At 72.4% G+C, this 19,367-nt stretch carries 20 protein-coding genes; 12 read left to right on the top strand and 8 right to left on the bottom strand.

Translation table 11 applies throughout. The features are described 5' to 3' along the window. The 3 genes from HEQ75_RS21995 to HEQ75_RS21985 form a co-directional block, all read left to right on the top strand. Positions 1 to 839 (top strand): ABC transporter permease subunit (locus HEQ75_RS21995; protein WP_168034274.1); only part of this gene is annotated, 839 nt, incomplete at its 5' end. After that, a complete protein-coding gene (locus HEQ75_RS21990; RefSeq protein WP_168034273.1) occupies positions 836 to 1,756 on the top strand; it encodes an ATP-binding cassette domain-containing protein in 921 nt (306 codons plus the stop codon). The genes HEQ75_RS21995 and HEQ75_RS21990, both read left to right, overlap by 4 nt. Further along, a complete protein-coding gene (locus tag HEQ75_RS21985; protein ID WP_168034272.1) occupies positions 1,753 to 2,439 on the top strand; it encodes an ABC transporter permease subunit in 687 nt (228 codons plus the stop codon). Before HEQ75_RS21990 ends, HEQ75_RS21985 begins: the two co-directional genes overlap by 4 nt. A 145-nt stretch (positions 2,440 to 2,584) precedes the next feature. Here the strand turns inward: HEQ75_RS21985 and HEQ75_RS21980 are convergent, their stop codons facing one another. Together HEQ75_RS21980 and HEQ75_RS21975 are read right to left on the bottom strand one after the other, a co-directional pair. Continuing rightward, positions 2,585 to 3,559: a substrate-binding domain-containing protein gene (locus tag HEQ75_RS21980; RefSeq protein WP_168034271.1), complete on the bottom strand. Its 975-nt coding sequence runs from the start codon at positions 3,557 to 3,559 to the stop codon at positions 2,585 to 2,587. Then, positions 3,556 to 4,590 carry an adenosine deaminase gene (locus HEQ75_RS21975; protein WP_168034270.1) on the bottom strand — a complete coding sequence of 345 codons (1,035 nt, stop codon included), beginning with the start codon at positions 4,588 to 4,590 and terminating at the stop codon, positions 3,556 to 3,558. The genes HEQ75_RS21980 and HEQ75_RS21975 overlap by 4 nt, the downstream gene beginning before the upstream one ends. Positions 4,591 to 4,743: 153 nt before the next feature. On the opposite strand from HEQ75_RS21975, the gene HEQ75_RS21970 reads away from it, so the two are divergent. From HEQ75_RS21970 to HEQ75_RS21955, 4 genes are read left to right on the top strand one after another with little or no spacing between them, the layout of a single operon-like run. After that, complete coding sequence (locus HEQ75_RS21970; protein ID WP_168034269.1) at positions 4,744 to 5,847, top strand: ABC transporter substrate-binding protein; 1,104 nt, start codon at positions 4,744 to 4,746, stop codon at positions 5,845 to 5,847. 2 nt (positions 5,848 to 5,849) lie between these two features. Further along, complete coding sequence (locus tag HEQ75_RS21965) at positions 5,850 to 6,656, top strand: ABC transporter ATP-binding protein (RefSeq protein ID WP_168034268.1); 807 nt, start codon at positions 5,850 to 5,852, stop codon at positions 6,654 to 6,656. After that, positions 6,653 to 7,441 (top strand): ABC transporter permease, encoded by a 789-nt coding sequence (locus tag HEQ75_RS21960; RefSeq protein WP_168034267.1) that lies wholly within the window; start codon positions 6,653 to 6,655, stop codon positions 7,439 to 7,441. The genes HEQ75_RS21965 and HEQ75_RS21960 overlap by 4 nt, the downstream gene beginning before the upstream one ends. Further along, positions 7,438 to 8,493, top strand: a complete 1,056-nt coding sequence (locus HEQ75_RS21955) for an isopenicillin N synthase family dioxygenase (RefSeq protein WP_235962042.1) — start codon at positions 7,438 to 7,440, stop codon at positions 8,491 to 8,493. Before HEQ75_RS21960 ends, HEQ75_RS21955 begins: the two co-directional genes overlap by 4 nt. A gap of 22 nt (positions 8,494 to 8,515) precedes the next feature. On the opposite strand, the gene HEQ75_RS21950 is transcribed toward HEQ75_RS21955, so the two are convergent. The 3 genes from HEQ75_RS21950 to HEQ75_RS21940 are packed head-to-tail and all read right to left on the bottom strand — an operon-like array spanning position 8,516 to position 11,645. Continuing rightward, complete coding sequence (locus tag HEQ75_RS21950) at positions 8,516 to 9,715, bottom strand: MFS transporter (protein WP_168034266.1); 1,200 nt, start codon at positions 9,713 to 9,715, stop codon at positions 8,516 to 8,518. Positions 9,716 to 9,774: 59 nt separating this feature from the next. Further along, positions 9,775 to 10,680 (bottom strand): ABC transporter substrate-binding protein, encoded by a 906-nt coding sequence (locus tag HEQ75_RS21945; protein WP_168034265.1) that lies wholly within the window; start codon positions 10,678 to 10,680, stop codon positions 9,775 to 9,777. After that, complete coding sequence (locus HEQ75_RS21940; RefSeq protein ID WP_168034264.1) at positions 10,680 to 11,645, bottom strand: tripartite tricarboxylate transporter substrate-binding protein; 966 nt, start codon at positions 11,643 to 11,645, stop codon at positions 10,680 to 10,682. The genes HEQ75_RS21945 and HEQ75_RS21940 overlap by 1 nt, the downstream gene beginning before the upstream one ends. 127 nt (positions 11,646 to 11,772) lie before the next feature. Here HEQ75_RS21940 and ggt point away from each other — a divergent pair, with 127 nt between their 5' ends. Then, entirely contained in the window at positions 11,773 to 13,386 is a 1,614-nt protein-coding gene (gene ggt / locus HEQ75_RS21935; protein ID WP_168034263.1) for a gamma-glutamyltransferase, read from the top strand. Here the strand turns inward: ggt and HEQ75_RS21930 are convergent. Further along, a complete protein-coding gene (locus HEQ75_RS21930; RefSeq protein ID WP_168034262.1) occupies positions 13,380 to 13,559 on the bottom strand; it encodes a hypothetical protein in 180 nt (59 codons plus the stop codon). The genes ggt and HEQ75_RS21930 overlap by 7 nt on opposite strands. Positions 13,560 to 13,600: 41 nt before the next feature. Beyond that, the gene (locus HEQ75_RS21925) at positions 13,601 to 14,665 is read right to left on the bottom strand and encodes a ketopantoate reductase family protein (RefSeq protein WP_168034261.1); all 1,065 of its coding nucleotides are present in this window, start codon (positions 14,663 to 14,665) and stop codon (positions 13,601 to 13,603) included. A gap of 158 nt (positions 14,666 to 14,823) precedes the next feature. On the opposite strand from HEQ75_RS21925, the gene HEQ75_RS21920 reads away from it, so the two are divergent. Both HEQ75_RS21920 and HEQ75_RS21915 read left to right on the top strand, forming a co-directional pair. Beyond that, positions 14,824 to 15,813, top strand: coding sequence for a Bug family tripartite tricarboxylate transporter substrate binding protein (locus HEQ75_RS21920; protein WP_168034275.1), 990 nt, complete (start codon positions 14,824 to 14,826; stop codon positions 15,811 to 15,813). Continuing rightward, on the top strand, positions 15,810 to 16,658 hold the full coding sequence (locus HEQ75_RS21915; RefSeq protein WP_168034260.1) for an amidohydrolase family protein: 849 nt from the start codon (positions 15,810 to 15,812) through the stop codon (positions 16,656 to 16,658). The genes HEQ75_RS21920 and HEQ75_RS21915 overlap by 4 nt, the downstream gene beginning before the upstream one ends. Here HEQ75_RS21915 and HEQ75_RS21910 read toward each other — a convergent pair. Next, the gene (locus tag HEQ75_RS21910; RefSeq protein WP_168034259.1) at positions 16,637 to 17,422 is read right to left on the bottom strand and encodes an IclR family transcriptional regulator; all 786 of its coding nucleotides are present in this window, start codon (positions 17,420 to 17,422) and stop codon (positions 16,637 to 16,639) included. The genes HEQ75_RS21915 and HEQ75_RS21910 overlap by 22 nt on opposite strands. 88 nt (positions 17,423 to 17,510) lie before the next feature. On the opposite strand from HEQ75_RS21910, the gene HEQ75_RS21905 reads away from it, so the two are divergent. Continuing rightward, a complete protein-coding gene (locus HEQ75_RS21905) occupies positions 17,511 to 18,497 on the top strand; it encodes a Bug family tripartite tricarboxylate transporter substrate binding protein (RefSeq protein WP_168034258.1) in 987 nt (328 codons plus the stop codon). Further along, positions 18,494 to 19,363 (top strand): MaoC family dehydratase N-terminal domain-containing protein, encoded by an 870-nt coding sequence (locus tag HEQ75_RS21900; RefSeq protein WP_168034257.1) that lies wholly within the window; start codon positions 18,494 to 18,496, stop codon positions 19,361 to 19,363. The genes HEQ75_RS21905 and HEQ75_RS21900 overlap by 4 nt, the downstream gene beginning before the upstream one ends. Positions 19,364 to 19,367 lie beyond the last annotated feature (4 nt).

The raw sequence follows: 19,367 nt of genomic DNA, 5'->3' as shown, positions 1-19,367 counted from the left end.
CGGCGCGGGCCGGCCTCGGCGGCGGCTTCTGGCTGGCGGTGGTGGCCGCGCTGGGCCTGTGCGCGGCGCGGGCAGCCGGGCTGGCGCGGGCCTGGCGGCTGCTGCTGGCGGCGCTGGCGCTCGCGGTCCTGGCGCTGCTGTGGCGGGACGGGCTGTTCGAATCGCTCTCCCTCGTCGTCGAATTCCGGGCACGGCAGGCGGCGGTGGAGGCGGCGCTGCTGCGCCATCTGGCGCTGGCCGCCGCGGCGCTGGCCCTGGCCCTGGTCATCGCGGTGCCGCTGGCCTGGCTGAGCTTCCGGCGCAACGCGGCGGCGGGGCCGGTGGGCGCCACGCTCGGCGCGGTGCAGGTGGTGCCGGCGCTGGCGCTGTTCGCCGCCTTGATCCCGGCGCTGTCCGCCCTGCTGGCCGCGCTGCCGGCGCTGCGCGGGCTGGGGCTGGGCGCCATCGGACCGGCGCCGGCGGTGCTCGCCACCGCCTTGTACCTGGCGCTGCCGCTGTGGCGCGCGGTGCTGGGGGGGCTCGTCTCCGCCGATCCGGCCGCGGTGGCCGCCGCCCGGGCCATGGGCATGACGGAGGGCGGCATCACGCGGCAGGTGCGCCTGCCGCTGGCCATGCCGGTCTTCGCCGGCGGGCTGCGGGTGGCGGTGGTGCAGGCGATCGGGCTGGTGACGCTGGGCGGCCTAGTGGGCGCGGGCGGCCTCGGCGCCCTGGTGTTCGAGGGGCTGGCGCAATTCGCCACCGACCTGATGCTGCTGGGCGCGCTGCCCGTCATCCTGCTGGCGCTGCTGGCCGATGCCGCGACCCGCGCCCTGGAACACCGGCTGGGAGACAATGCATGATCCGCTTCGAGCAGGTCTCCGTCCGCTTCGGCGCGGTGGTGGCGCTGGAGACGGTGAGCCTGGCGGTGGAGGCCGGCGTTCTCTGCACCCTGGTCGGCCCCTCGGGGTCCGGCAAATCCACGCTGATGCGGCTGGTGAACCGGCTGGTGGAGCCCGCGGGCGGCCGGGTGCTGGTGCGCGGCCGCGACGTGGCCGGGGAGAATCCGGCGCTGCTGCGGCGTTCGATCGGCTATGTGATGCAGTCCACCGGCCTGTTCCCGCACCGCTCCGTGGCGGAGAACATCGCCACCGTGCCGCTGCTGCTGGGCTGGGACAGGCCGCGGATCGCCGCCCGGGTGACGGCATTGCTGGCCCTGGTGCGGCTGGACCCGGAACTGGCCGAGCGCCGCCCGGCCGAGCTTTCCGGCGGCCAGGCGCAGCGCGTCGGCCTGGCGCGGGCGCTGGCGGCGGACCCCGATATCCTGCTGATGGACGAGCCCTTTGGCGCGGTGGACCCGCTGACCCGGCGGGAATTGCGCGCCGAGCTGCGCCGCATCCATGCCGATACCGGCAAGACCATCCTGCTGGTCACGCATGACCCGGAGGAGGCGCTGGAACTCGCCACCCAGGTGGTGGTGCTGCGCGACGGGCAGGTGGTGGCGGAGGGTGCGCCGGCCGCGCTGGTCGCCCCCGATGCCGCGCCCTTCGCCCGCGAACTGCTCGGCGGCGGCCAGCCCGGGCTGCGCCGCCTGTCCCTGCTGCCGGCCAGCGCGGCGTGGGAGGACGCCCCCGCGCCACCCGATGCGCCCCGCCTGCCGCCGGGCGCGACGCTGGCCGATGCGCTGTCCTGCATGGCGGAGACCGGCTGCAACGTGCTGGGGCTGGAGGAGCAGGACGGGTCCCTGCGCCTCGAAGCGGTGCTGGCGCAGGGCCGATGAGGGCGCTGGCCGCCCGCTTCGCGCCGCTGCTGCTGGCCGCGGCGCTGGCCGCGGTGGCGCTGGTGCCGGCCGGCTTCGGCGGCTTCCCGGCCGGGCGGCTGCTGGGCCTGGCGGCTGGCCATGCCGGGCTGGCGCTGGCCGGGGTCGTGCCGGCGGCGCTGCTGGGCCTGGCGCTGGGCGTGCTGGTGACGCGCGAGGCCGGGCGGCCGCTGCGCCCGGCGGCGGATGCCTTCGCCGCCGGCGCCCAGGCGGTGCCGCCGGTGGTCGCCGTGGCGCTGGCGGTGCCGGCGATGGGCTTCGGCTGGGGCCCGACCATCCTGGCGCTGCTGCTCTACGGCATCATGCCCGTGCTGCGCGCCACCGTCGCGGCACTGGAGGCGGTGCCGCCGGAGGCGCGGCAGGCCGCCATCGCGCTGGGCTACACGCCCGCGGGGGCGCTGCGGGCGGTGGAGCTGCCGCTGGCCTGGCCGCTGGTGCTGGACGGGCTGCGCGTGGCGCTGGTGCTGGGCGTGGCGACGGCCGCGGTCGGCGCGCTGGCCGGCGCGGCGACGCTCGGCACGCCCATCGTCCTCGGCCTGCAGAACCAGAACCAGCTTCTGGTGCTGCAGGGCGCCGCGGCGACGGCGGCCCTGGCCTTCGCCGCCGAAGGGCTGCTGCTGGCCCTGGCGCCGGCGCGGCGCTGAACGGGTTGGTGACCCTCCTCCATCCCGCAACCAGGCCCACGCAGGTCCGACCTGCGGCGGGCACAGCCCGCCGAGGCCGCCAACGCGGCCCGCCGCTGATGCGGCGAGCCAAGCGGCCGGAGGCCGCGCCCGGCGCCCGGGGGCCTCAACTCCCGAGCGTTGTGCGGAAGAACAGCTCCTCCACCGTCAATTCGCGCGGCGACAGGCCCTGCGCATGGTGCCAGCGGGCCAGCGCGGACAGCGCCTTGCGGTTGCGGGCGATGCCGTAGGGCCAGTAATCCTCGCCCAGCGCCGCCCGCGTGCGCTCCAGCTCCGCCGTCGTCCAGGGCAGCGCCACCTTCAGCGCCTGGACGATGGCGAGGTCCGACAGCGCCAGGTCCTTCGCCGCGGTGAAGGCGGCGATCAGCGACATCGGCAGCCAGGGCTCGGCCTCCGCCAGGCTGCGGCGGATGCCCATCAGGTGCATCACCGGGAAGATGCCGGTGCGGTGGGCATAGTCGCGCTCCCGCGCCTCGTAGTCCGGGAACAGGCGGGCGATGCGGGCATCGCCCTTCTGGAACAGCTTGGGCGGCTTGTAGGCCAGCAGCGCGTCGATCCGCCCGTCCAGCAGCATCGGCAGCAGCAGCCCGTCCGACGCCTCCACCGTGATGCCGGGCAGCGAGGGCAGGGGGATGGAGCTGCGCTCCACCTCCTCCACATCGCCCATCACCCAGGTGACGTCGCCGGCGGCCACGCCATGCTCATCCGCCAGCAGGCCGCGCGCCACAACGGCGGCGGTCATCGAATACTCCCGCACGCCGATCCGCTTGCCGCGCAGATCCTCCGGCCGGGTGATGCCGCTGGCCGGGTTCACGAACCAGGCGCCGTGGCGGAAGCTGCGGCTGGGGAAGATCGGCAGGCCGACATAGTCGCAGGCGCCGCGCGCCGTCAGCGCCATGAAGTTGCTGAAGGACAGTTCCGAGACGTCGAATTCGGACTGCCCCAGGGCGCGGGCGAACATCGTCTCGATCGGCATGTCGTGCAGCCAGGTCGGCGCGCAGCCTTCCACGGTCACGCGGCCATCCAGCAGCGGGCGGGTGCGGTCGTAGTCCCAGACGGCGATGGAGGGGCGCAGCGTCATGCCGGCAGCCCCCCGGTCTCGTCCCGCCAGGCGCCGTCCAGCGCGGCGAGAAGCTCGGCGCGGCGGGCCGGGGTGACGAAGGCGGCTTCCATGCCGTTGCGCGCCAGGCGGTAGAGCTCCGCCTCCGTCAGGTCCAGCGCCGTTGCGGCCTGGCGGAAATTCTCGTTCATGTAGCCCCCGAAATAGGAAGGGTCGTCGGAGTTGATGGTCACCTTCACCCCGGCGCGCAGCAGCGTCGCCAGGTTGTGGTCCTGCATCCGGTCGAAGACCCGCAGCTTGATGTTGGAGCAGGGGCAGACCGTCAGCGGCACGCCTTCCCCGGCCAGGCGCTTCACCAGCTCCGGATCATCGGCGCAGCGCACGCCATGGTCCACGCGGTCCAGCTTCAGCAGGTCCACCGCGTCGCAGACGAATTGCGCCGGCCCTTCCTCCCCGGCATGGGCCACCACCTTGTGGCCGGCGGCGCGGCAGGCGGCGAAGACGCGGGCGAATTTCGCCGGCGGGTTGCCCAGTTCCGGCCCGCCCATGCCGAAGCCGACGAACCGATCCGCGTAGGGCTTCGCTTGGCGCACCACGTCGAAGGCATCCGATTCGTCGAACTGCCGCTGGAAGCCGAGGATCAGGCCCGCGGTCATGCCGAGATCCCGCTCCGCCTGGCGCAGCGCGGAATCGACGCCCTCGAACATCGCCTCGAAGGGGATGCCGCGGCGGGTATGCGCCTGGGGGGAGATGAAGACCTCCGCATGCAGGACATTGTCCTGCCGGACGCGGCGCAGATAGGCCAGGGTCATCTCGTGGAAGTCGCGTTCCGTCCGCAGCACGCGCAGCCCGGCATAGAAGATGTCCAGGAAATCCTGGAGCTTCGTGAAGCTGTAGGCGGCGCGCAGCGCCTCTTCCGAGTCGAAGCCGATCTCGACGCCGTTGCGGCGCGCCAGCGCGAACAGCAGCTCCGGCTCCAGCGAGCCTTCCAGATGCATGTGCAGCTCCGCCTTCGGCATCCGGTCGATCAGGCGGTTGAGGTCGAGGGGCATCCGTGCATCCATGGCTGTCGAGGCGGAGGAGACGCGACTGGCACGCACCATGCAAGCCCGTCGCGGCAGGCCGGCCGCAGGCGCGGTGGCCGCGGCAATTGTGATGACAAATGCGGCAGGCTGTGCCCTGCTGCAAGGCAGGGACAGGACGCCATGAGCACCATCGGAATCTCCCGCCGCGGCGCGCTGGCGCTGCCGGCGCTGTTCGGCCTGGCGGCCACCACGCGCGGCGCGCATGCGCAGGGCGGTCTGAAGCGCGTGCGCATCGCCGTCGGCACCACCAACCTGAACCTGGCCTATCCCTGGCTGACCCTGCCCGTGGCGCTGGGCTGGTGGCAGGAGGCCGGCTATGCGGTGGAGGTGCTGCCGGTCGGCGCCTCCCTGCAGGCGCTGCAGCAGATGGTCGCCGGCAATGCGGAATTCGCCCAGCTCAATTCCAGCGTGGTGATCCAGGCCAACGTCCAGAACAACATCCCGGTCCGCGCGGTGATGAACAACGGTGTCATCGACTGGTCGCTGAGCGTGCTGGAGGATGGGCCGGTGAAGACCGTCGCCGACCTGAAGGGCAAGACCATCGGCGTGTTCAGCCTGGCGACCGGCGGCATCGCCTTCCTGCGGTCCTACCTGCGCGCCGCCGGCATGAACCCGGACAGCGATGTGCGGCTGGTGCCGGTGGGCCTGGGTGCGCCGCCGATCGAGGCGCTGCGCAACAACCGCGTGCAGGCGCTGCTGTACTGGGCCTCCGCCCAGGCCGGCTTCCAGAATGCCGGCCTGAAGCTGCGCCACCTGCGCGGCGAGGATTGGCAGAGCTACCCGGACTTCACCTTCTCCACCCTGCAGAAGACCATCGAGGCCGATCCGGCGATGGTGGAGGCGATTGCCCGCGGCTGCGCGCGTGCCACCGAATTCGTCATGGCCAGCCCGGATTGCCAGCGCCGCCTGCACTGGGCGCGCTGGCCCTCCACCCGCCCGACCGGCGCCGATGAGGCGACGCTGGCGCAGTGGGACCTGAACAACCTGGAAGCACAGCTCGGCTCCATGCACGCGGCGCATGCGATGAATGGCGGGCAGCTCTGGGGCCGGGCGACGCCGGAAGCCTATGGCCGCATCCAGACCTTCATGCAGGAGGCCGGGCTGATCCAGCGCAGCATCGACCCCGCCACCTATATGGTCAGCATCCCCGACTTCTACACGAAGATCAACAACTTCGACGCGGCGGCGACGCGCGCCCTGGCGGCCGCCTGCCCGGCCACCTGAGCATGGCGGACGGCACCGCCGCCCTGGTCCAGGCCGCGCCGCTGATCGCCGCGCGCGGCCTGAACAAGATCTACCCGACCCAGTCCGGCGCGCCGGTGGTGGCGCTGCAGGATGTCTCCTTCACCCTGCGGCAGGGCGAGTTCGTCACCGTCGTGGGCCCCAGCGGCTGCGGCAAATCGACGCTGCTGAAGATCCTGGCCGGCATCCTGCGCCGGTCCTCCGGCCAGGTGACGCTGGCGGGGCGCGAGATCGACGGGCCGTCGCGCGATGTCGGCGTGGTGTTCCAGGCGCCGGTGCTGCTGCCCTGGCGCAACGTGCTGCAGAACGTGCTGCTGCCGATCGACATCCAGCGCCTGGACCGCAAGGCGCACACCCCGCGCGCCCGGGCGCTGCTGGAGATGGTGGGCCTGGCCGGCTTCGCCGACAAATACCCCAACGAGCTGTCCGGCGGCATGCAGCAGCGCGTCGGCATCACCCGCGCCCTGGTGCACGACCCGGCGCTGCTGCTGATGGACGAGCCCTTCGGCGCGCTGGACGCCATGACGCGGGAAGCGATGAACCTGGAACTGCTGCGCATCTGGGGCGAGGCACGCAAGACGGTGATGCTGGTGACCCATTCCATCCCGGAGGCGGTGTTCCTGGCCGACCGCGTCATCGTCATGTCGCCGCGCCCGGGGCGGATTACGGAGGTGATCGAGGTGGACCTGCCACGGCCGCGCGACCTGTCGATGATCAATTCCGCCGGCTTCGGCGCCTATGTCGCCGCCATCCGCGCGCATTTCCAGTCGCTGGGGGCGCTCGACGCATGACCATCCCGCGCGGGCGGCTTGAGCTGCTGCTGTCCATCCTGCTGTTCGTGGTCTTCGTGCTGGGCTGGGAAGCCGCCTGCGTGCTGCTGGAGGTGCCGGCCATCGTCGTGCCCGCGCCCTCCGCCGTCGCGGTCGCCATGTATGCCGGGCTGGCGAGCGGCGAGCTGGTGACGCATTTCTGGGTGACCTTCGCCGAGGTGCTGCTGGGCTTCGTCTTCGGCGCCGGCGCGGGCTTCGTGCTCGGCGTGCTGGTCGGGCTGTTCCCGCTGATGGAGCGCACCGTCTACCCCTACATCGTCGCCTTCCAGACCCTGCCCAAGGTGGCCATCGCGCCGATCATCGTGATCTGGTTCGGCTACGGCATGGAATCCAAGGTCGTCATCACCGCGACCATCGCCTTCTTCCCGGTGCTGGCCAACACCATCGTCGGGCTGCGCGCCATCCCGCGCGAGCAGGTGGAGCTGATGGTGGCCTTCACCGCCAGCCGCTGGCAGGTGTTCCGCATGGCGCGGCTGCCGCAGGCGCTGCCCTATGTCTTCGTCGGCCTGGATGTCGCCATCGTGCTGTCGGTCATCGGCGCCATCGTCGGGGAATTCGTCGGCTCGCAGGCGGGCCTCGGCTACCTGATCCTGCAGCGCAACTTCAACCTCGACATGGCGGGCGTCTTCGCCATCCTCATCATCCTGTCGCTGATGGGGATCGGGCTGCACCTGGCGGTGAACGCCGTGCAGCGCCGTGTCGTCTTCTGGATGGCCAGCAGCACCGACCGGGTGATGGGGGCATGAGCAAGGGAATCATGGACATGACCGGTGAGATACCGCGCTCCGCGACGGGGGGTGACATGCCGCGCGCCGCGACGGCGGAGGAAATGCCGATCCTCGACCTGACGCCGCTGAACCAGGGCGGCGATCTGGCGCCGCTGGCGGCGGAACTGCGCCGGGCCTGCGAGACCATCGGCTTCTTCTACGTGAAGAACCACGGCGTGCCGCAGGCGGTGGTGGACGATGTCTTCGACGCCACGCGCCGCTACTTCGACCTGCCGGCGGAGGAACGCCTGCGGCTGAAGATCGATGACCGCTTCCGCCGGGGCTTCATGCCGCAGGGCATCAACCAGCACCCGGGCTACGCGCCGGACATCAAGGAATCCTACGAATTCGCGCTGGACCTGCCGCTGGACGATCCGGCGGTGGTGGCCGGCCTGCCGCTGCACGGGCCCAATCGCTGGCCACCCGAACACCCCTGGCTGCGCCAGGCGGCTGAAGCCTATTTCGACCAGACCATGGCGCTGGGCAAAAGGCTGCTGCGCGTCTTCGCGCTCAGCCTCGGCATGCCGGAGGGCTTCTTCCTGCAATACATGCAGAAGCCCATGGTGCAGACGCGGCTGTTCCACTACCCGCCGGCGCCGCCGGTGACGGACGCCAAGGCCTTCGGCGTGGCGCCGCATTCCGACTACGGCATGATCACGCTGCTGACGCAGGACCCGATCGGCGGGCTGGAACTGCAGAAGCGCGACGGCGAATGGGTGCGCGCGCCCTTCGTGCCGGGCACCTTCGTGATCAACCTGGGCGACATGTTCAAGGTGTGGACGAACGACATCTATGTCTCGAACCTGCACCGCGTGGTGAACCGCATGGGGAAGGAACGCTATTCCATTCCCACCTTCTTCAACCTGGACTACGACGCGCCGGTGCATTGCCTGCCGACCTGCCAGTCGCCGGAGAACCCGCCGAAATACGAACCGATCAAGTCCGGCGACTACCTGGTGTCCCGCTTCAAGGCGGTGCAGAAATTCGGCCGCAAGGTGGCGGAGCTGGAGGCGGAGGCGGCGGCGCGGTAGCCGCCGGAAACTGCGCCTGGGCCTACCCCTTCGCCGGCCGGCGCAGCAGCAGCAGCAGCCCGCAGGCCAGCGAGGGCACGGCACACAGCAGGTAGCCCGCCGCATAGCCGCCGCTGATCGCCAGCGCGGCGGCGAAGGCCAGCGGCATCAGCAGCGCGCCGAGCTGGCCGAAGGACAGCACGCCGCCGGTGGCCGCACCGCGCATGCCCTCCGGCGCCAGCCGCGCCGCCTCCGCCAGCAGCACGCCGTTCCAGGACAGGGCGGTGGCGCTGAGGCCCACGCCCACGCCCGCGATCAGCAGCAGGGGCCAGGCGGGGCCGGAGAGGCTGGCGAGCAGAAAGCTGCCCGCCATGCCCAGCGCCAGCCCGCCCATCACCACGCGCGGGCTGGTGAGCACGCTGCCGAGCCAGCCCCACAGGATGCGCCCCGGCACGGCGATCAGCGTCGCCGCGGAAAACACCAGCCCGGCCGTCGCCAGGTCCTGCCCCAGGGCGGTCAGGTAGACCACGAAGTAGGACATGAAGACGGTCTGCGCGCCGTTGAAGACGAAGCAGGCCAGAGCGAGGTTGAACAGGTCCCGGTCGCGCAGAACCACCGTCAGCGTGGTGTGGAAATCCGACAGCCGGAAGTGGCGGGACGGCACGCGGTCGGCGTCGAATTCGCCGCGCAGCGGCTGCAGCAGCAGCGCCAGCAGCAGGCAGGCGGCGGCCGCGGCCAGCAGCGCCCCGCGCCAGCCCCACCAGCCGGTCAGCAGCGGCCCCAGCAGCCCGCCCAGCAGCAGCCCGGCCGGCACCGCCGTCTGCTTGATGGAGAACACCAGCGGCGCGTAGCGCGGCGGCGAATAGCGGCCCAGCAGGTGCGAGCTGGCCGGCGTGGACACCGCCGCGCCGCCGGCGCCGATCAGCGCCGAGATGGCGAAGGCGAGCAGCGAGCCGGAGCACGCCACCAGCAGCCCCAGCGCCAGCATCACCAGCGCCACCTGGCTGATGCGCAGCGCGCCGTGGCGGATGATGAAGCTGCCGCAGCCCAGCTGGAACAGCAGCGAGCCCGCTGCGCCGATGCCGACATAGACGCCGAGCCAGGCCGCCTCCAGCGCCAGATCCGCCAGGATGGCCGGGGCGATGACGGAGATCAGGTTGCGCCCCAGCGCCGCGAAGGTCTGCTGCAGGAACATCGCGCCCAGCGCGACCAGAAGAAGGTTCCGTGCCTGGCCGCGCTGCATCCTGCCCGTTTCCGTGGTTGCGGCCATTCTCCGCAACCCGGGGCCGCTTGGGAAGCGGCTCAGCCCCGCGGGTTGACGAGGTCCAGGCTGCGGTCGATGCAGGACTCGTAGCCGGGGTGGTGGGTCATGGCGCCGGCCGAGACCATCGCCGCCGCCAGCCAGTCCAGCGCCGGCGCCGGCAAATGGGTCGTGCCATCCCACAGCCCGAGGCCGCGGTAGCGCGCCACGGCGCGCGCCAGGTGGCGCGGCGCCACATCCGCGAAGCGGGGCGCCAGCAGGGCGCAGACCTCCGCCTCCTCCACCGTCTGCAGCCAGGCCAGGGCCCGGCCCAGGCCGCGCACCACGGCGGTGAAGGCGGCGTGCCGTTCGGCGATGCGCGTGGTGGTGGCATAGAGCGCGGAATACGCGGTGGGGCCGCGGCTGGCGGCCGCATACCATTGGCTCGCGCCCGCTTCCTCCAGCGCCGCGGCCATGGGTTCGAACAGCATCACCGCATCGACGCGGCCTTCCAGCAGCGCCGCCGCGCCCTCCGGCATCGGCATGCGGACATGGCCCGGGCAGGCCTCCGGGTCGATGCCGGCCAGGCGCAGATCGTGGTTCAGGCACCACCAGGGCGTCGGCACCTCCGACGGGATGGCGACGCGCAGCGTGGCGAGGTCGGCCAGGCGGAAATCCGGCCGCGCGCCCATGCCCATCAGCAGGAAGGGGTCGCGCATCACCGCCGCGCCGAAGCTGCGCAGCGGGCTGTCCGGGTTGCGCGCGCGTTCCAGCATCGGCCGCATCGGGCCGCTCCAGGCGAGATCCGCGGTGCCGTCCAGCAGGCGGCCGGCGGCGGCATCCGGCGTGCCGGCGGTCTCCAGCACCATCTCGATGCCCTCCTGCGCGAAGCAGCCGCCTTCCAGCGCCACGTAGTAGGGGGCGTAGAAGACGGCGCGGAAGGGCTCGATCAGGACCAGGCGGGTCATCAGCCGGCGCTCGCGCCGCTGCGCGCGAGGATGGGCAGCCACTTCGCCGATTCCGCGGCCAGGAAGGTGCGCGCGGCGGCGGCATCGCCCGGCATCGTGTCGACGCCGCGCTCGGCGAAGCTGCGCTGCACGGCGGGGTCGGCCAGCACCTTCAGCATGGCCGCCGACAGCGTGGCGACGATCGGCGCCGGCGTGCCGGCGGGCGCATACAGCGCCTGGAAGGAGGAGGCGCGATAGCCCGCGACGCCGGCTTCCTCGAAGGTCGGGAGCACGGGCAGCATCCGCGAGCGGCGCGTGGTGGTCACCGCCAAAGCGCGGGCCTTGCCGTCGCGCACGAAGGGGGCCAGCAGGGTCTGGCTGTCGATCATCATGTCGACGCGGCCGGCGATGAAGTCCGTCACCGCGGCCGGCGTGCCGCGATAGGTCACCACGGTGAAATCCACCCCTGCCAGCGTCTTCAGCAACTCCCCCGCGAGGTGGGAGGCGGCGCCGATGCCGGTGGTGGCGAAGGTGGCCTGGCCGCGCTTCTCCCGCAGCCAGGCCAGCAGCCCGGCGACATCCGTGACCGGCACGTCCGGATGCACGCAGGCGAGGAAGGACTGGTCGCCGACGAGCGCCACCGGCGTGAAATCCGCCACGCTGTCGAAGCCGGCTTCCTTGTACAGCGCCGGGATGACGGGGTGCGCCGCGCCGTTCAGCAGCAGCGTGTGGCCATCCGGCCGCGCCCGCGCCACGGCGCGCGCGCCGATGGTGGACCCGGCGCCGGGCAGGTTCTCGATGACGATGGTCTGACCCAACTCCCGCCCCAGCGGTTCCGAGACCAGGCGGGCGACGACATCGATGATGCCGCCGGCGGCGAAGGGCACCACCAGGCGCACCGGGCGGTCCGGATAGCGCGGCTGCGCCTGGGCGGCGACGGGCAGCAGGGCGGCGGCGGCGAGGGCGGCGCGGCGGCTGATCTGCATCACGGGATCCTTTCCGGGTTCGGCGCGATGAAACCAGCCGCGAAAGGTCCTGTCAAAACATGCCGCGCTTCCCCGCGGACGGCGCGCGGTGCAGGCTGCGCGCGAAGCGGCAGGGGGGGTGCGCCGGATGGAACGGATCAAGGGCCTGGTGGTCTGCCCGCAGCCGCGCGCGGCCGATGCCGGCGCGGCGGTGCTGCGCGGCGGCGGCAATGCCTTCGATGCGGCGATCGCCACCGCCTTCTGCCAGATGGTGCAGGACCCCTTCATGGGCGGCCTTGGCGGCATGGGCACGCTGCAGTTCTTCGAGGCAGGGGCAGGCCGCCACGGCATGGTGGATTTCCACGCCCGCGCCGGCGCCGGCGTGCGGGCCGACATGTGGGCGGCGGACAGCCAGGGCCGCTCCGAGATTTCCGGCTATGCGCTGTTCGAGGATTTCCGCGCGGAGCTCGGCTATGGCGCGATCATGACGCCCGGCACCGTGGCGGGGCTGGCCCATGTCCACGCGCAGTTCTGCACGCGGGACTGGGCGCATCTGCTGCAGCCGGCGATCCGCATGGCACGGGAGGGCGTGGTGGTGACGCCCTTCTTCCACGACTTCCTGGCCCGCGCGCCGCAGCCGGGCCTGCCGGACGGGCTGCGCCGCGTGACCACGACGCCCGCCTGTGCCGCGCTGTACCTGGACGCCCAGGGCGCGCTGCACCGCGTCGGCGACACGCTGCGCCACCCGGAGATGGCCGTCACGCTGCAACGCCTGGCGGAGAAGGGCGCCGCCGATTTCTACCAGGGCGCCATCGCCGCCCGCATCGCCGAGGATTTTGCCGCGCACGATGCCTTCGTCACCGCCGCGGATCTCGCCGCCTATCGGGTGCGGGAGGAGGCGCCGGTGATCGGCAGCTATCGCGGCCATCGCATCGCCTCCAACCCCCCGCCCGGGTCCGGCGCGGTGCTGATCGCCATGCTGAACATCCTGGAGAATTTCGATCTTTCGGCCGTTCGCCCCGGCAGCCTGCGGCATTACGACCTGGTCGCCCGCGCCATGGCCGCGGCGCATGAGGACCGGGAGGCGATGCTGGCCGACCCGGAATTCCACCCGGTGCCGGTGGCGGAAATGATGTCGAAGGCGCGCGCCGCCGACTGGGCCGCGAAGATCCGCGCCGGCTGGCTGCCCGGGCACCGCCCGGCGGCGCCGCCCTCCTGCACCACCCATGTCTCGGCCTGGGATGCGGCGGGGAATTGCGTGTCGCTGACGCACACGCTGGGCACCGGGTCCGGCGTGGTGACGCCCGGGCTCGGCTTCAACTGGAACAATGCGATGAAGCTGTTCGACATGCGCCCCGGCCGGCCGAACAGCATGGCGCCGGGCAAGGCGCGCACCACGGGCATGGTGCCCACCCTGGTCTTCAAGGACGACGCGCCCTGGATGATCGTCGGCGCGCCGGGCGGCAGCGTCATCATCTCCGCGGTGCTCACCACCATCCTCAACGCCATCGATTTCGGCATGGGCGCGGTGGAGGCGGTCTCCTTCCCGCGCATCCATTGCGAGGCCGGCCCCGTCTTCTGCGAGGCGCGGGTGCAGGAGGATGTGGTGGCGGGGCTGCGCGCCCTCGGCCACACGGTGCGGCATTCGCCGCTGTCCTATGACCCGGGGATGAGCCGCGCCCACGCCATCCTGCTGCGGGATGGCGTGCCGACGGGTGGCGCCGATCCGCGCGGCGGCGGTGGCGTCGCGTTTGCCTATTGAGGCTGGCGGCGCAGCGGCTCCAGCCGGCGTTCCGGGTCCTGGCCCGCCTTCAGGCAGGCCGCCGCCGTCTCGCCGGGTTCCTGCCGCCGGCGCCACAGGCTGCGCAGCGCGGCGCGGATGGGGGCGCCGCGGCGGGCGCCTTCCACGGTGCGTTCAAGGTCGCTGGTCTGCATGGCTGCTCCTCCTCCACCGGGCTGAACGCGCCAGCCCCGGCTCAGTTCAATCGCAGGGCGTGGATATGGCCGGGGTCGGGCTGGATCTCGCCCCTCTCCACCTGCTGCACCAGCGCCGTCAGCGCCGCATTGGCCGGCGTCGGCAGGCCGAGCGGCGCCGCCTGGCGGACGATGAAGCCGTTCAGATAGTCGATCTCCGTCCGTCGTCCCTTCATCACATCCTGGCCCATGGAGGCGCGGTGCGCGGCACCGCCGGGCTTCGTGGCCTCCGCGATGCGCTGGCGGTCGTAGGCGGCGCGGGCCTCCGGGTCGCCCTCGCCGGCGCGGGCGATGATCTCCGGGTCGAAATGCAGGATCTCCTCCAGCCCATAGCCCAGCGCCTGGCCGAGGCGGATCGCCTCGCTGCCCAGCCGGGCGGAGAAGTCGCGCAGCCGGTCGTCCAGCAGCACCTCCCGGCTCACCAGGCCGGTGACGGCGGACATGCCGTTGCCCATCACATTCGCCACCAGCTTGGACCAGCGCTCGCCCCACAGATTGCCGGTGACCAGCGTGCTGTCGGACAGCGCGGTCAGCCGCGCCACCTCCTGCGCCCGGTCGGTGACGCGGCCATGCACCTCCCCCACCCGGTAGACGGTGTGCGCCGCGCCGCCCTTGCCGGAAGCGCGCTTCACATGGCCCGGGGCGGCGAGCTCCACCGTGATGGAGCTGGCGATGCAGCCCAGCGTGCGGCCCCAGCCGATGAGGCCGGCGATGGTCTCCTCGTTCATGCAGTTCTGCAGGCTGACGACGAAGCCGGTGGGCGCCAGGAAGGGCTGCGCCAGCATGGTGGCCCAGGCGGTGTCGTAGGATTTCACGCAGAGGAAGACGATGTCGAAGGGCTGTTCGCGCGACAGGCCCTGCACTTCCGTCACATGCAGCGCGCGGGCCTTCACGGTGAACTCCGGCACGTCCTTCAGGTGGGTGATGCGCAGGCCCGTGTTGCGGATCGCCTCCACATTCTCCGGCCAGAAATCGACGAAGGTCACATCCTCCCCGGCCTGCACCATATGCGCCCCGGCATAGCCGCCGACCGCGCCGGCGCCGATGATGGCGATGCGCTTGCCCATGGACCTCTCCTTCCCCACCCGGCGCCGCGCGGCGCCACCTTGGGGCCACGCTAGCGTGGCGGGGAGGGGCCAGCCAGAGGGGGCGCCATTGGCGGGTTTGCCAATCCCCCGGCCGGTGGCATGATGGGTGCAACAATAAAGCCCGAGGATGCGTCATGATGAACCGCCGCATGAACCGCCGCGCCCTTCTGGCGGCCGCCGCCGCGCTGCCCGCGCTGCGTGCCATGCCCGCCTTGGCCGCCTGGCCGGACCGGCCGGTGCGCGTCATCGTGCCCTTCGCCGCCGGCGGCAATGCGGACACCATCGCCCGGCTGATGCAGCCGCTGCTGCAGGAACGCCTCGGCCAGCCCGTGGTGGTGGAGAACCGGCCCGGTGCCGGCGGCAGCGTCGGCGCCACCGCCGTGGCGCGCGCGCAGCCGGATGGCTACACGCTGCTGATCGGCTCCAACGGCCCGCTCAGCGTCAACCCGGTGGTGCAGGCGCGGCTGCCCTATGATGCGGCGAAGGATTTCGCGCCGGTCGGCATGGCGATGCAGGTGCCGCATTGCCTGGTGGTGCAGGCCTCCTCGCCCTATCGCAGCGTTGCCGACGTGGTCGCCGCGTCCCGTGCCCAGCCGGATGCGCTGGGCGTCGGCACGGCGGGCGTGGCGAGTGCCACGCATCTGTCGCTGGAAGCCTTCATCGCCGCCAGCGGCGCCAAGCTGCTGCACGTGCCCTATCGGGGCGGCGGCGCGGCGGTGCCGGATTTCGTCGCCGGCAACATCCCGCTGCTGTTCACCGAATTCTCCACCGCGCTGCCGCTGCATCGTGACGGCAAGGCCCGTATCGTCGCCGTCGCTGCCGCCGCGCGGCTGGCGGCGCTGCCGGATGTGCCGACCATGGCGGAACAGGGCGTGGCGGGCTTCACCGCGGCCTCCTATGTCGGCCTGCTGGCCACCGGCGGCTCGCCGCCTGAGGCGCTGCAGAAGCTGGGCGAGGCCGTCTCCGCCATCGTGCAGCTGCCGGCCTTCCAGGCGCGCATGACAGGCATGGGCGGGGAAACGGCGTCCGGCGCGCTGGCCACCCCGGCCGGCTTCGCGCGCTTCATCGCGGCGGATCTGGAACGTTCGCGCATCGCCGCGCAGGCCGCCGGCATCCGCGCGGAATGAAGGCCGGGATCCCGGCGGGCGCGACGGACTGCCACTGCCACATCTTCGGCCCCGCCGCGCGCTTCCCCTATGCGGAGCCGCGATCCTACACGCCGGCGGATGAGACGCTGGAGGACTACCTGGCGCTGCTCGACCGGCTGGGGCTGGAGCGCGGCGTCATCGTCCAGCCCTCGGCCTATGACCGCGACAATGCCTGCACCCTGGATGCGCTGCGGCGCGCGCCGGGGCGGCTGCGTGGCGTCGGCGTGGTGGGCGCGGAGGCCACGGCGGAGACGCTGCGCGCGATGCATCGCGACGGCATCCGCGGGCTGCGCGCCAATGAATACCGCCGCGACGGCGCCGCCGCCTATCATGGCGGCGTGCGGCTGGCCGAGATCGAGCCGTTGATGCCGGTGATGGCCGAGCTCGGCTGGCACCTGCAACTCTGGATCGATGCGCGGCACCTGCCGGAGCTGGAGCCGCGGCTGGCGAAGCTGCCGGTGCCGATCGTGATCGACCATATGGGCCGCCTGCATCACAGCCATGGCGTGGCCGATCCCGGCTTCCAGGCGCTGCGGCGTGGCGTGGCGGAGGGGCGCTACCACGCCAAGCTCTCCGGCACCTACCGCCTCGGCGCGCTGGGGCCGGATTACGCCGAGGCGAAGCCCTTCCATGATGCGCTGGTCGCCGCCAATCCGGAGGCGCTGGTCTGGGGCACGGACTGGCCGCATCCGCGCCCGGATGGCGGCCGGCCGGATGCGGCGCGGCTGCTGGGGGTGTTCCTGGACTGGACGCCGGATGCGGCCCTGCGGCAGCGCATCCTGGTGGACACGCCGGCGCGGCTCTACGGCTTCCCGCCCGGCTGATCCGGGGCACGGCGCCCGGCTTCCCGCTGCAGCGCCGCGCAGACCTCCCGCAGCGCGGCCACCAGGCTGTCCCGCCGCCGCGCCACCTCGGCCTCCGTCGTGCCCAGGCCGATGGCCAGGCGCGGGTGGTCCGGCAGCGGCGGCAGCGGCATGGCCAGCACGTTCTGCCCCGGCACCACGGCGCCGCCGCTTTCCACCCAGCCACGCGCCCGGCCCTGGCGCAGGTTTTCGATCACCGTGGCCACATCAATGCGGCGGGCGGCCTCGGCTTCCTCCGCATTGGCGCGGCGCAGGATACGCTGCGCCTCGGCGTCGGATTTCAGCGTCAGCAGCGCCTTGCCCACCGCGGCGCGGCCGATGGCGCGCGTCATCCCGGCGCGCATATGCTGCCCGGCGGCGGGGCGGCGCAGCGTCAGGATGTAGCGCACCCGGGCGCCGGCCTGCATGCCGATCAGCACCGTCACGTCGTGGCGCGTGCGCAGCGTCTCCATCCGCCGCAGCAGGCTGCTCTCGCCGATCAGCCGGTCCTGCATCCAGCCGCCCAGCAGCATGACGCGCAGGGTCGGCCGATAGGCGCGGCTGGCCGCATCCTGTTCCAGGTAGCCGAGGCGGGCGAGGTCGGCGAGCAGGATGGAGGTGCTGGATTGCGGATAGCCGAGGTCGCGCGCCACCTCCGCCACCGTCGCCGCGCGGTGGCTGCCGGCGAACAGCTCCAGCACCTCCAGCGTCCGCTGTGCGGATTTCACGAAGCCCTCGCGTGGCACGGCTGCCCTCCGCCAACATCACATATGCGATGCACCACGCGGCGCCGGCTGCGTCTAGACTGCGGCAAAACCGGATGGAGGAAATCGGATGCCGAAGCTGCACCGCCGTGCCCTGCTGGGCGCGACCGCTGGCCTGCTGGCCGCCCCCTTGGCCGCCCCGCGCCTGGCCCACGCCGCCTGGCCGGACCGGCCGATCCGCATGATGATTCCTTATGGCGGCGGCGGACAGACCGATGTGGTGGCGCGCATCGTCGCCGATGCCATGTCGCGCAACCTCGGCCAGGTGGTAACGCCGGACAACCGCCCGGGCGCCGCCGGCGTGGTGGCGGCGGAGGCCGTGGTGCGGTCGCCGGCCGATGGCTACACCATCCTCGTCGGCACGCGGAACACCCAGGCGATCAACCAGGCGCTGCGGCCGAACCTGCCTTTCGCCCATGCGCGGGATTTGGTGACCATCGGGCTCTACGCCACCACGCCGAACATCCTGCTGGTCCATGCCAGCGTGCCGGCGCGCAACCTGGCGGAGTTCATCGCCCATGCGCGGGCCAATCCGGGGAAGCTGAACTACGCCTCCTCCGGCATCGGCGCGACGACGCATCTCTCGATGGAACTGCTCAGCGAAAAGGCCGGGCTGGAGATGACCCATGTGCCCTACCGGCAGAGCACGCAGGGCATGACGGATCTGCTCGCCGGCCGCGTCCAGGCGCGGCTGGTGGGGCTGCCGGAGGCGGAGCCGGTGAAGGCGGACCCGGCGATCCGCGCCCTCGGCGTTACCAGCCCGCGGCGTTCGCCGAACTGGCCGGAGGTGCCGGCGATCGGCGAGGTGGTGCAGGGGTATGAGGCGCTGAACCTGTTCGGCCTGATGGCGCATTCCGGCACGCCGCCGGAGATCGTCCTGCGGCTCAACCGTTCGCTGAACGAGGCGCTGGCCTCGGCCGAATTGCGCACCGCCTTCGCCCGCGTCGGCGCCGACCCGGCGCCGCCGAACACGCCCGAACAGGCCGAGGATCGCGCCTTGGCGCAGGCCAATCTCTGGGTGCCGATGATCCGCCGCCTGAACCTGTCCGCCCAATGAGCGAGGCCGTCGCCGCCGCGATGCCGGAACTGCGCGCCTGGATCGGCCGCTCCCGCGTGGTGGCGGAGGAGATCACGCTGCCCGCCGTGCGCCGCATCGCCGGCATGCTGGATCTGGACCCGGACAGCTTCGGCCCGGGCAGCGCCCTGCCGCCGCATTGGTTCAGCCTGTTCTTCGCCGATGTCGCGCGACAGAGCGAGATCGGGCCGGATGGGCACCCGCGCCGCGGCGCCTTCCTGCCGCCGATCCCCTTGCCCCGCCGCATGGGTGCCGGCCGCCGCACGCGCATCCATGGCGCGCTGCAGGTGGGCGATGCCGCAACCAAAACCATCGAGGTGGCGGCGATCGAGCCGAAGCAGGCGCGCACCGGGCAGATCGTCGTGCTGACCATGCGGCAGACCATTTCCGCACGCGGCATGATCCTCGCGGTGGATGAGTTCGATGCGGTCTACCGCGAAGCCGTGCCGCCCGGTGCGCAAAGCGCCAGCACGCCGCCCGTGCCGGCGCCCGACGGCGCGGCCTGGTCGGATGCGGTGCTGCTCGATCCCGTACTGGTCTTCCGCTACTCCGCCGTCACCTGGAACAGCCACCGCATCCACTACGATGCGGATTACGCACGCGATGCGGAGGGCTATCCCGCCACGGTGCAGAATGGCGGGCTGACCATGCATCTGATCGTCGATGCCGCGCTGAAGCGCGCGCCGGGGCCCCTGCTGGGCTTCACCGCGCGGCTGCGGCGGCCGCTTTTCGTCGGCCAGACGGTGACGCTGGCCGGCGCGGCGCCGGTGGGCGGCAGGATGGCCGCCTGGGCCGCGGCGCCGGACGGCACGCTGGCGGCGGAGATGGAACTGGAATTCGGCGCATGATGCT

This window comes from Falsiroseomonas selenitidurans (genome assembly GCF_012103215.1).
Lineage (GTDB): Bacteria > Pseudomonadota > Alphaproteobacteria > Acetobacterales > Acetobacteraceae > Falsiroseomonas > Falsiroseomonas selenitidurans.
This window is presented reverse-complemented; position numbering and strand designations above follow the sequence as displayed.